Annotated in this window: 10 protein-coding genes; 4 read left to right on the forward strand and 6 right to left on the reverse strand. The window is 26.9% G+C overall.

Annotated features, from left to right (window positions below; genetic code table 11):
* Positions 1-337: 337 nt before the first annotated feature.
* The 3 genes from BHYOB78_RS02020 to BHYOB78_RS02030 form a co-directional block, all read right to left on the reverse strand.
* Positions 338-778, reverse strand: a complete 441-nt coding sequence (locus BHYOB78_RS02020; RefSeq protein ID WP_020064950.1) for a hypothetical protein — start codon at positions 776-778, stop codon at positions 338-340.
* 5 nt (positions 779-783) lie between these two features.
* Positions 784-1,335 (reverse strand): glycosyltransferase, encoded by a 552-nt coding sequence (locus BHYOB78_RS02025; protein ID WP_012671690.1) that lies wholly within the window; start codon positions 1,333-1,335, stop codon positions 784-786.
* Positions 1,336-1,487: 152 nt separating this feature from the next.
* Positions 1,488-2,396, reverse strand: a complete 909-nt coding sequence (locus BHYOB78_RS02030; protein ID WP_020064949.1) for an SPL family radical SAM protein — start codon at positions 2,394-2,396, stop codon at positions 1,488-1,490.
* 206 nt (positions 2,397-2,602) lie between these two features.
* Between BHYOB78_RS02030 and BHYOB78_RS02035 the strand changes: the two genes are divergently transcribed.
* From BHYOB78_RS02035 to BHYOB78_RS02045, 3 genes are all read left to right on the forward strand, one after another.
* The gene (locus BHYOB78_RS02035; RefSeq protein ID WP_020064948.1) at positions 2,603-3,781 is read left to right on the forward strand and encodes an RtcB family protein; all 1,179 of its coding nucleotides are present in this window, start codon (positions 2,603-2,605) and stop codon (positions 3,779-3,781) included.
* Between the two features lie 283 nt (positions 3,782-4,064).
* Positions 4,065-6,224, forward strand: coding sequence for a PTS sugar transporter subunit IIABC (locus BHYOB78_RS02040; RefSeq protein WP_012671693.1), 2,160 nt, complete (start codon positions 4,065-4,067; stop codon positions 6,222-6,224).
* A gap of 159 nt (positions 6,225-6,383) precedes the next feature.
* A complete protein-coding gene (locus BHYOB78_RS02045) occupies positions 6,384-8,183 on the forward strand; it encodes a methyl-accepting chemotaxis protein (protein ID WP_020064947.1) in 1,800 nt (599 codons plus the stop codon).
* Positions 8,184-8,237: 54 nt separating this feature from the next.
* Here the strand turns inward: BHYOB78_RS02045 and BHYOB78_RS02050 are convergent, their stop codons facing one another.
* Entirely contained in the window at positions 8,238-8,777 is a 540-nt protein-coding gene (locus tag BHYOB78_RS02050) for a GNAT family N-acetyltransferase (protein WP_012671695.1), read from the reverse strand.
* 677 nt (positions 8,778-9,454) lie between these two features.
* Between BHYOB78_RS02050 and BHYOB78_RS02055 the strand changes: the two genes are divergently transcribed.
* The gene (locus BHYOB78_RS02055; protein ID WP_012671696.1) at positions 9,455-9,823 is read left to right on the forward strand and encodes a DMT family protein; all 369 of its coding nucleotides are present in this window, start codon (positions 9,455-9,457) and stop codon (positions 9,821-9,823) included.
* An 81-nt stretch (positions 9,824-9,904) separates the two neighbouring features.
* Here the strand turns inward: BHYOB78_RS02055 and BHYOB78_RS02060 are convergent, their stop codons facing one another.
* Entirely contained in the window at positions 9,905-11,380 is a 1,476-nt protein-coding gene (locus BHYOB78_RS02060) for a SurA N-terminal domain-containing protein (RefSeq protein WP_020064946.1), read from the reverse strand.
* 176 nt (positions 11,381-11,556) lie between these two features.
* Positions 11,557-12,678 carry an IMP dehydrogenase gene (gene guaB / locus BHYOB78_RS02065; protein ID WP_012671698.1) on the reverse strand — a complete coding sequence of 374 codons (1,122 nt, stop codon included), beginning with the start codon at positions 12,676-12,678 and terminating at the stop codon, positions 11,557-11,559.
* Positions 12,679-12,828: the final 150 nt, after the last annotated feature.

The following is a 12,828-nucleotide window of genomic DNA, read 5'->3' on the forward strand; positions in this document are numbered from 1 at the left end:
TTTGTATATTTTATAAATAAAATTCTTCGTGCGTTGTATAAGCAATAAATTTAAATAAATCTAGGGTGGGAATTAGAAATAACAGTGTAGAGCTAAAAATAAAAATAATATAAAAATTGCAGATTAAAGTTATGAGTCTAGAGGGTGGGGGAGTGAAAATAGGTTTTAAAACTTAATTACATACCCCACCCTTTATTCTTTATCGCTTCATTAAAAAATTTAACTTTAATTATATTTATAGCCTGCTTAGAAATTTCAGCCCACGCTCAAGATTTTATCAGTTTTATATAGATTATAAATCCTAAAAACTATTTTAAGATATAAATTAAAAAATATATTAATCATATTTTAGTATTTTGTTTATATCATCCATAATTTTTTTTCTTATTTTATCACGTAATTTTTTAAAAGGTAAAATCCAAACAATTTTATCGACTATTTTAGATAAGGCCATTCTAGTTCTGTTAATAGATAATATATCCATATATCTAAAATAATTTTCTTTAAAAAAAGGAGTTAAAGAAAAATATTCCCAAAATTTATAATAATATTCATTTATTTGTTGATTAAAACCATATTTTAATGGCTTACCTGCTCCAGCAAAATATGCAGAAATTATGATTTTATTATCACTAATTCCATAATCCGCTTTTAAATCTAAAAAAGCAGTGCTATCTTTAAATGGATATAAAAGTATATGTTCTTCAGTAAATATTATATTGATATATTTGTTTATACATTCATCAATGTTTTTTTGATAAGATTGTTCTGAAAACATATTTCTTATTTTTTTATATTAAATACTAATACAGCAGCCGCTATATAACTATATTCAGGATCTTTATAACCTATGTCTGATATGTATTTATATAAATTAGGAAATATTTTTTTTAGATTTTTGTAATATAATTGTTGGCAAATTAAGGAATAATTAGATATATCTATATCATATATATAATTAATATTATCCAAAACTATTGAGTCAGCATCTATAAATAATACATAATCTAAATCTTTTAATATAAATGGAATATCTAATTTAATAAAAACACTATAATGCCATAAAGGATGTCCGTTTTTTTTGAATATTTCCTGCCATTTTTTATATTTTTCTATATTATCATAATTTGGCTTATAAAATTTTATTTCAAAATCTTTAATTTCCTTAAGCATTAATAATTTATTTTTGTTTTCTTCTCTTATATTATCTTCAATAATATGAAAATAAAATTTATCATTTTCAGATGAATTTTTTAATATTGATACTATTAATGTAGCAATATATGTTACGAATTTATCATCTGAAATTAAGCATATATTCATTATTTTATTCATTATACTTCCAATTATTTTTTAGTTAAATAAAAAGATTAGACAGATATTTTATATAATTGTGTTGTCTAAATAATTTTATACTAAAAAACATAATAATCTAGAAATAATATTTTATTAATTATATCAACAATATATAAATAATGCAATAAATTCTAAAATAGAGTAGGAGCTTCTTCTACTACTTTGTTATTATATCTGTTGTAAACGCTGTCTTCAGTATTGAGTTCTTCTTTTGTTTTGTATGTGATATTATATTTTTCTTCTAATGATTTTATTTTTTTATATAGCTTTTCTCTGTACTCATCTTTAAGAATGCCGTCAGAATCATAAATATATAGATACTTTTTATAATGTTCAGGAAATACTTGCCTTACGAAGTTGAGATATATTTTTCTGCATTCGCCTCTTAGTTTTAATGCATCAGCAGCACAGTAATCTATTTCGTACTCTTTTACTTTTTTAAAAATATCTTCTATACTGTCTTCTGTTATAAAAGGCATTATAGGCATAGCATGAACGGCAACTATTGCTTTTGTCTTTTTAAACTCTCTAAGCATATTAAATCTTTTCTCTGGGCTTATTACATTAGGTTCTATTAAAGAAGATAACTTTTCATCTAATGTTGTTATAGTTGAAGCTATTCTTACAGGCACTATACTTGAAAGCTCATCTATCAAATCAAAATCTCTTAATATTAAATTGCTTTTTGTGGATATGCACATAGGAGTTTTATATCTTATAAGAAGTTTTAAAACATCTCTCATAAGTTTATAATCTTTTTCAGCCTCCTGATAATTATCAGTAACGCTTCCAAGATTAATAATATCTCTATTCCAATTCCTTGAAGAAAGTTCTTTTTCTAATACTTCGGCAATATTTTTCTTTACGAATATCTCTCCGAAAAAATCTTTTGAGTTAATATATTTATGAGAATAAACAGCAAAACAGTAATAACATTTATGCAAACATCCTCTGTAAATATTTAAATCATAACAGAATCCGTATTCATTATCTATTTTATTTAAAGCCGATTTGCAGTTAATTTCTCTATATTTAAGCATTGATTTTATCTCTTTATCAAATCTGTATTAAAATATTGTGTTTATAATAATACTGTATTTTAATATTTTGTCAACTTATTATTTATTAATAATATATAAATTAAAAATATGCTTATATTAAAATATAACTTTTTTGACAAATTCTGACATTTCAATGATTTATAATAAATGGTAGAATATAATTTAATGTAAATGAAGAGGTGTTTATGATAGAGCTTAAAGGAAAATACAATAAAGACTGCAAAATTTTTACTGATAATATTGATGAAGAATCTTATTCTGTATTGTATAAAATATTAAATGAAAAAGCCAGTGAAGATGTAAGGATAAGAATAATGCCAGATACCCATTTGGGCAAAGGAATAGTTGTTGGTTTTACAATGCCATTAACTGACAGAGTAAATCCTTTTCATATAGGTGTTGATATAGGCTGCGGAATGCTCACTTCAAAATTAAGCGATGAAATAAAAGATATACCATTAGAAAAGATTGATAAAACTATAAAACAAAATATTCCAATGGGACAAAGCACTCATAAAAAAAGTTTTAATACACTTTTTAATTTTAAAGAACTTAATGAATTAATAAGAAATTTTATACTTAATTATAATAAAAAATTTAATACCAAATTCGAAGTTTTTGAAATAGATAATGAGTATATAGAAAAATTATGTCAAAGAGTAGAAATAGATTTAGAAAAATTCCATAACTCTATAGGAACACTCGGCGGAGGAAATCATTTTATAGAAATAGGCAAATCATCAAACAACGATTATTATATAACCATACATTCAGGTTCTAGAAATTTCGGTAATCAGGTTTGCAGATATCATGCCAAAATAGCTAAAAATAGTGAAGACTGTTATTTGCATGATAAAGAAATGTTTGATTATTTAATTGATATGGTAATAGCACAATACTATGCAAAAATAAACAGAGATACTATTTTAAAAATTATAAAAGATTTATTAAACATAGAAATAGAAAATTCTTTTTCATCTGTGCATAATTTTATTGATTTTGAAGATTTTATCATAAGAAAAGGTGCTATAAGAAGTTATGAAAATGAAAAAATGATAATACCTTTTAACATGCGTGATGGTATATTAATATGCGAAGGAAAAAGCAATGAAGATTGGAACTGTTCTGCACCTCATGGAGCTGGAAGGGTTTTATCAAGAGCACAGGCAAAAAATCAGCTGAATATGAGTGAATTTATAGATTCCATGAAAGGAATATATTCAAGCAGTATATGCAAAAATACTTTAGATGAATCTCCTATGGCTTATAAAAATCCTAATGAAATAGAAAAATTAATAGAACCCACAGTTAATATTATAGATAAAATAAAACCTGTTCTTAATATAAAGTCAACTTCAAAATAAAATTATTATATAGTTTTCTAAAATTATTCTATGTTAAAAATACAAATATATTATGAATATTGAAAATTTTATGAGAAAAAGCTTTATAAATGATAAAAAAATCTATTATATAGTAATTAAATATAAAATTAATGTTAAAAAATGTATACAATTATGAAAAAATTTATTATACTTAATACATGATTTGATATTTTATATGTGATATAAGTATACATAATTCTTTATATTAATTTCATATTTATGATATCAAAAAAAAAAATTCTAATAATCTGGAGTTGTTTGTATGAAGGATAAAATTTTCGGTGTACTGCAAAGGGTAGGAAGATCATTCATGCTTCCTATAGCCGTACTTCCTGTAGCAGGTTTATTTTTGGGTATAGGTAGTTCATTAACCAATACTACAATGCTTGAAACCTATAATTTGATAGGTATTCTAGGCCCTGGAACTATTGCTTATGATATATTATCAGTATTAAGTGAGGCAGGAAATATAATATTTGGAAATTTGCCTATTATATTTGCTATGAGTGTAGCTATTGGTATGGCAAAGAAAGAGAAAGAAGTTGCAGCTTTATCAGGAGCTATAGCATTTTTTGTAATGCATGCTTCTATTGGTAAAATGATAACAGTTATGGGCGGAGCTGATAAACTTTTAGCTGGTTCTACTACTAATGTTGTGGGTATACTATCACTTCAAATGGGTGTATTTGGAGGTATTATAGTAGGACTTGGAGTAGCTGCTTTGCATAATAAATATTATACAATAGAGCTTCCTCAGGTATTATCATTCTTCGGCGGTACAAGATTCGTACCTATAATATCTTCTATAGTATTTTTAGTAGTAGGTATATTGATGTATTATGTATGGCCTCCTGTACAGGTTGTAATGAATAAATTAGGTGATTTAATAGCTGGTTCAGGTTATATTGGTACTTTATTCTATGGTATCATAGAAAGAGCATTAATACCTTTCGGACTTCACCACGTATTCTATACACCTCTATGGCAGACTTCTTTGGGCGGTACTATGATGATAGATGGTAATTTAGTAGAAGGTGCTCAGAATATATTCTTTGCTCAATTAGGATCTCCTACTACAACAGCATTCAGTGTTGAAGCTACTAGATTTATGACAGGTAAATTCCCATTCATGATATTCGGATTACCTGGCGCTGCTTTAGCTATGTATAGAACTTCTAGACCAGAGAAAAGACAGGTAGTAGGTGCATTACTTTTCTCAGCAGCATTAACAGCAATGCTTACAGGTATTACTGAGCCTATAGAGTTTACATTCATATTTGTAGCTCCTATATTCTATGCTATTCACTGTGTACTTGCCGGTATATCTTTCATGCTTATGCATATACTTCATGTTACAGTAGGTATGACTTTCTCAGGCGGTTTTATAGACTTGTTATTATTCGGAATAATACAAGGTAATGCTAAAACTAATTGGATATGGATTGTAGTTGTAGGTGCTGCTTATTTCTTCATTTATTATTTCTTATTCTCTACTTTGATTAAAAAATTTGATTGGAAAACTCCAGGAAGAGAACCAGATAGTGAAGAACCAAAATTATACAGAAGAGCAGATGTTGCTGCTGCTAAGGCTGCTGCAAGCGGAGAATCAGTTGATACAAATCCTTTATTCCAATATGAAGAGGCTCCTTTAATAACTGCAGGACTTGGAGGAAAGAAAAATATAAGCGATGTTGACTGCTGTGCTACAAGACTTCGTATAACAGTATTTGATCCTTCTAAAGTTGTTGATGCTACATTAAAAGCAAGCGGTGCTGCAGGTATAATCAAAAAAGGTAATGGTATACAGGTAATATATGGTCCTAAAGTTACTGTAATAAAATCAAGACTTGAAGATTATTTACATGATCCTATAAGTGATCAGGAAGTTCAGGCACCAGCAGATACTCCTAAAGCAGAAGAGAAAAAAGAAGAAAAGAAAGAAGCAGTAAAAACTTCTTCTTCATCTGCAGCATATAAAGTTTATGCTCCTATAAAAGGAAATATAATAAAATTAGAAAGTGTTAAAGATGAAGCATTCTCAAGCGGCGCTATGGGTAAAGGTATAGCTATTGAACCTAAAGAAGGAAAAGTATATGCTCCTTATGATGGTGTAATAGAAACTGCATTCCCTACAAAACATGCTATAGGATTAACTTCTGATGATGGTGTTGAATTACTTATACATGTTGGTATGGATACAGTAAAATTAGGCGGTGCTCATTTCATTTCACATATAGAAGAGGGACAGAAAGTTAAGAAAGGAGATTTATTGTTGGAATTTGATGTTGAAAAAATTAGAGAGGAAGGATATCCTACATTGACTCCTGTAATAGTAACAAATTCTGATGATTATACAGATGTTATTACTATTAATGCAGCTTCTGTTAATGTTGGTGATGATTTGATTGAAGTAAAAAAATAATAAAATAACATTATGAAAATTTCAGGGGGGCTTAATAATAAGCCCCCTTTTTTATGGAAAATTAAATAGTATTGATAAATTGTAAAAAAAAATCGCTTGACAATAAAAAAATAAAAAGTTATACTATTTCAAAGTTTTATTTATTTGGAGAAATTATTTATGGAAAAAAAGAAGTACGTCTTAATGCTCAAATTCTTAATTCCCTTTGCAATATTTATAATAATAGTTGTTATAGGTTTAATGTTATATTTTATTCCTAGATATAAAAAAGAATTTTTATTAGAAATAGAATCTAATATTTATAAGAAAGAATCTTCAGTTTCTTCTTGGCTTAGTTATTTTTATTCAGAAATAGATGTTTTATCTTCATATTGTAAGTATGAAACAGATTATAATCAAATGCTTGATTCTTTTAAAGAATTGGAAAAAATAAAAGATGAAATTAGTAATATACACTTTAGCGGTACAGTAGGATATAAATACGGAGGACTATTAGTTATAGTATATCGAGATAATATAGAAGGATTTGATCAAACTACAAGAGAATGGTATATAGAGGCTGTAAAAAATCCTTCTTCTATTTATTTAAGTGCTCCATATCAAGATGCTGAAACAAAGGAAACAGTTATAACCATATCTAAAGCTATTTTTGAAAATAATCAGCTTAAGGGAGTAGTTGGATTAGATATATCTTTTAGTAAAATATCTAAGGTATTAACTGCTGATAAAGACAATAAATTTTTTATAGCATTAGATGACGGAAGATTTATTACGCATACAGATTCAAATTTATTATTTAATGATCAAAGAAATATTTATACAGAATTGAATGCTCCTAAACTTAATGGTGAAATTTATAATGTTATATTAGGTAAAAAAGAGTGGACAGCTGTTTATACTATACCTAATACTCCTTGGCTTCTTGTTGGAAATGGAAGTTCTGTAAGCCTTGCAAATAAAACACTTACATTATCTATTATAATGGTAATAGTAGCAATAGGTTTTTTAGTGATTCAGTTTATGCTTGTTCTATTAAATGTTAATCCTTTATCTCAAACTTTAGACAGAGCCATAGAAGTTATTAAGAATATGACTAATAAACATTTTAATGCTGTATTTGATGAAAGATTATTAAATAAATCAGATCAGACAGGTGTTTTAGTTAATTCCATTAAGGATATGCAAAAATCTCTTGGAGATTCTATTCATTTCTTTCAAGAATCTCTTAATTTTATCAATCATGAAATAGATGCTGTATCAGATGGAACTGTAAATTTAGCAGATAGAAGTAATACTCAGGCTAGCTCTCTTGAAGAATTATCAAGCCTTATAGAATCATTGTCAACATCTCTTGATGAAACTAATGTGCATTCTGAAGATGCTAGAAATATGAGTGCTAAAGTTGCGGATGCTACAAAGGTAGGTGTTGAATCTTCTTCTGAAATTACCAGCAGTATGAATGAGATATTAGAATCTAGTAAGAAAATATCAGACATGACTAAACTTATACAATCTATTGCTTTTCAAACAAATATATTGGCTTTGAATGCAGCAGTTGAGGCAGCTCGTGCTGGAGAACAAGGTAAAGGTTTTGCTGTTGTAGCTAGTGAGATACGTTCTCTTGCTCAGAATGTAGATGAAACAGCTAAAAACATTACTACTACAATAAATGATGCTTTAACTAAAGTAGAGATAGGAAATAAAGCTGTGGAAAATTCTTCTAAAATACTTTCTGAAATTGAAACTTTGGCTCAAGATATGCTTAATAAATTAACTTCTATATCAGAACGTGCTGTAATAGAAGCAGATAGTATTAATCAGATAAATGTTTCTGTAAGACAGCTTAATTCTATAACAAGTGAAAATAGTACATTGGCTGAATCTAATGCAAACTCTACTAAAGAAGTAAGAGAAAAAATAGAGAATATGGTTGATCGTATTAGTAGTTTTAAATTTTAATTGAATATTATTTCATTTATAAAAAGAAATGGCTTTTAATAGTCATTTCTTTTTTTATATATTTTCAGCACAGAATATATAATGCGGCATATCAATATTATAATAATGTTTTACTATATTATCTATTATCTTCATACCGTTTCTTATTGCAACTTTTTGTGATGATTTATTATTGTCTCTTATTATAGAATATACTCTTTTTTCTTTTAGAACATTAAAAGCATAATTTTTACAGGCAATTGCAGCCTCTGTTGCAAATCCTTTATGCCAGTAATTTTTATTGAATAAGTATCCTATTTCAAGAAGCTCATAGGAATCATATATTTTTTTATCTACTTTTTGTATTGTAAGTCCGCATTGTCCTATAAACTCATTATTTTCTTTTAGTATACAAGCCCATAGGCCAAATCCATAAGTTTTATATCTATTTATTTGATTATTAAACCATTGATTTACTTCATCATCAGAAAAAGCATGCTCATAAGCGTACATAGTTTCTTTATCTTGAAGTATTGATGATAATCCTGCATAATCGAATTTATTATATTCTAATTCTCTTAAAATAAGTCTCTCTGTTTCTAGTATTCTTTTCATAAATTATAAAACTAAATAAAAGTATTTTAGAAAAAATGATATTAAAAATTTATTTTTAATCCCACCCTATATATTTATTGTTCATTTTAGAATTTTTAGCTATCGTTCTTTTATAGTATTTTCTGTAATTATAAATCCCACCCAAAATTTTATTAATGTTATTGTCTTTAAACCGCACGCAGAGCGGCACTATAAATATAAATTAATTAATAATAACATATAAACTATATAATAAATTTTATTCACCGTGCGTTGAATAGATAGAAAATTTAATTTAAGCTTGGGCGGATGTTTATATATTCTTATTTTGTATATAAGAAATAATGAATTAAAACTGCATATAATTTAATAAGGAAAAAGGGCGGGCATATGTAATAGTAATAAAAAAATATAGTTTTTTGTTTTTTAGGTATTGACAAAGTTTTAAAATATGTTAGAATATACTAACAAATGTTAGAAAGCATTGATAAAGTCAACAACTTTGTATCCCTAAATTGATACAATATATTTTATAACCTTCATTTAATTAAACTGTACGCCCCCTAATAATAAATAGGGGGCAATATTTTTTTATTAAATATAAAAAATAAATATAGCAAATTATTTTTTATAGATTATAATATTTTATCAATAAAAAAAATTTTATAGATAAACAAATGGAGGATTAAAATATCATTATGAAAGCTATAACAACTATAGTATTACTTATATTGTCAAATACATTTATGACAATAGCTTGGTATGGACATTTAAAATTCAGTGAAATGAAAGGTTTTGCTAAATTATCACTTCCTTTAATTATATTAATAAGTTGGGGTATTGCTTTATTTGAATATTGTTTTCAAGTTCCAGCAAATAGAATAGGATTCCAAGGAAATGGAGGACCTTTTTCATTAATGCAGCTTAAAGTCATGCAGGAAGTTATTACATTAACTATATTTACTATTTTTACTGTTGTATTTTTCAAAACAGAAACTTTAAGAATAAATCATTTTATAGGTTTTTTATGTTTGATATTAGCAGTATTCTTCATTTTCAAGAAATAGTAATTATCATTATATAAAAAAGATATAATAAAAGGCAATTATATAAAATATAATTGCCTTTATTTTATTGATGATTTTTTATTATCTTAGATCATGTTTTTTTACTCTAGCATCTGCTATATGCTGATTTTCCCATTCTATTTGAATTAGATTCATTCTTTGCATAGATAATTCTCTTTTAACAGCATTTTTAGTAGCAGCATCTAAAGTAGTTAAAGTAGCCATATTTGGTTTTTCTTCAGAAACTAATCTTATAACAGCCACACCATTATCCAATTTTATAACATCGCTTACTTGATTAGTCTGCATGGAGAAAACATGCATATAGAAAGATTCAGTAGTAGAATCAGGTATAATAGCTCCTTCAGCAGTATTTAGTCTTCCCTGATTATAAGAGAAAGGTTGAGCTGGTTTATAATATTTTATAAGTCCATTTCCATTTAATCTTGCTAAATTATTAACATTAGCAACAGCAGCTTTCAATACTTCAGCCTGTTTTGTTTTTTCAGCTTCTAAAAGAGTATTCATATTGGCATTCAAATATTCTCTTCTTAAAACTTCTTTGTTAACATCAGTATATTTTTCAGGTATTCTAATATCATTAACTAATACAATATAATAGTATCCATTTGCATATATAGGCTGTAAAAGGTTGCTTCCCTTAGTATTATTGTTGTTGGCAAAAATTTTATTAGCAAAATCTTCATTAGGCATCTGCATTCTTGTAAGATATCCTAATTTATAATTGTTAGTATCAAAACTTTTTTCCATAGCTGTTTTTTCAAATAAACTTATATCAGCTTTTAAACTTTTATATAAATTATCAGCTACTCCGCCGCTTTGAGTTATTATCCAAGAAATATCAGCCTGAGCAAAATTAGTTTTATTATCTGTAAAATACTTTTCTAAATCAGCATCAGCTACTTGATTAGACTGTACTATTTCAGAAGCATTTATATAAACCATTTCAATATCTCTTTTTGTAAGATTTTTTTTGTATTCTCTTTGCATTTCTAAATCATTTAATTTTACAGAAGTAAATAATTCAGCAGAAACAGTTTGTGCCAATATATCTTCTTTTAAATCTTTTTCTATTTTTACTTTCTCAGACTGAGAAGAATTTTTTATGAATGATTCATAAGCCATTTGATTATAAACACCATTAGTATCTATGAATTGGCTTTTCATAGCTTCTACTACAAAATTATCGCTTACATTTATATTTTTTCTTGCTACATCATTTAACAGCATAGTAGAAACGGCTCTTCTGAATGCCAAATCTTCTATGTAAGTATACATTTCATTATTTATTTGTATTCCTAATTGCTGATAATATCCTTCTATTTGTCTGAAAGCTCTACCATAAGGACTAGTGCTTGTATAATATATAGGTTTTCCATTAACAGAACCTATAGTAGGAGTTTTCTGACTTCCTCTAGTATCAACTACCAAGAAATAAATTATCAAAAGTATTGAAACTGCTGATACTCCTAGCCATTGTAAAGTTTTTATTACTGGGCTTTTCTTTTTAGGTACAAACTTTTTATTAGATGACATTATATATATCCTTAATTCTTTATTAAAAAATTATATTATAATTTAATAATTATATAAGAAGAGTTTAAAAAATTCAAGTTTTTATAAAATTAAATTTTACTATTGATAAGCTCTATATAAAAAGCTGATAACCTTATTATTAAAATAAAATTATCAGCCTATATTTTTATACAAAATTAATAGTTAGGTGCTTTAGAAGTTATTTTTACATCATGTACATGACTTTCAGCCAAACCTTGATTAGTTATTCTTATAAATTCAGCTTTCTCTTGAAGCATTTGTATATCTTTAGCTCCTATATATCCCATACCAGCACGAATACCGCCAACTATTTGATATACCACATCAGCAACATGTCCTTTATATTCAGTAACTCCTTCTATTCCTTCTGGTACGAATTTAGATTTATTAACAACCTCGCTTTGGAAATATCTGTCTTTGCTTCCATGTATCATAGCACCAACAGAACCCATTCCTCTATAAGGCTTGTATTTTTTACCGTCTATTATTATAACATCTCCAGGAGCCTCATAAGTAGATGAGAAAAGTCCTCCAGCCATAACAGCATCAGCTCCTATAGCAAATGCTTTAACTATATCTCCAGAGTACTTTATTCCTCCGTCAGCAATAGCTCCTATATTATATTTTTTAGCAATTTCAGAAGCATCATGTATAGCAGTAAGCTGAGGAACTCCAACACCAGCGATTATTCTAGTTGTACATATAGAACCTGCTCCTATTCCTATTTTTATAGCATCCACTCCAGCATCAATTAATGCCTTAGCACCGTCTGCTGTAGCAATATTGCCTGCTATTACCTCAACTTGTTTGTATTTATCTTTAATTTCTTTTATAGCAGTAAGAACATTTTTTGAATGTCCATGTGCTGTGTCTATTACTATTAAATCTACTTTAGCCTCTATAAGTTTTTCTATTCTTTCATATCTATCTTCAGATATACCTATAGCAGCTGCAGCTATTAAAGAACCATCTTCTGATAAAGTAGCTTTTTCTTTGTCTTCTATATCTTTAAAACTTTTTACTATTTCCACCTCTTTAGCTTGCTGTTCTAAAGGCATGTTTTTATGTATAACACCTAAAGCACCGCATAATGCCATAGCTATAGCCATTTTAGATTCTGTTACTGTGTCCATTGGAGAACTTATTAATGGCGTATTCAATGTTATTTTTTTTGTTAATTTTCTTCTTAAAGTTACATCTTTTGGAAGAATGTCTGACTCTTTTGGTACTAATAATACATCATCAAAGGTTAATGCTTCTTTAATATTAATAGGCATAATTATTTTCCTCTTTATAATTAGATATAGATTTGAGTAATATAGATATTTTGATAAACGATTCTATAGTAAAAATGCTTTAATTGCAATGATTTTTTATTTTTTTAATTAATATTTTCATTAAAAACATTAAAATGTATTAAATGTGTT

Origin of the sequence: Brachyspira hyodysenteriae ATCC 27164 (genome assembly GCF_001676785.2) — a bacterium.
Taxonomy (GTDB): domain Bacteria; phylum Spirochaetota; class Brachyspiria; order Brachyspirales; family Brachyspiraceae; genus Brachyspira; species Brachyspira hyodysenteriae.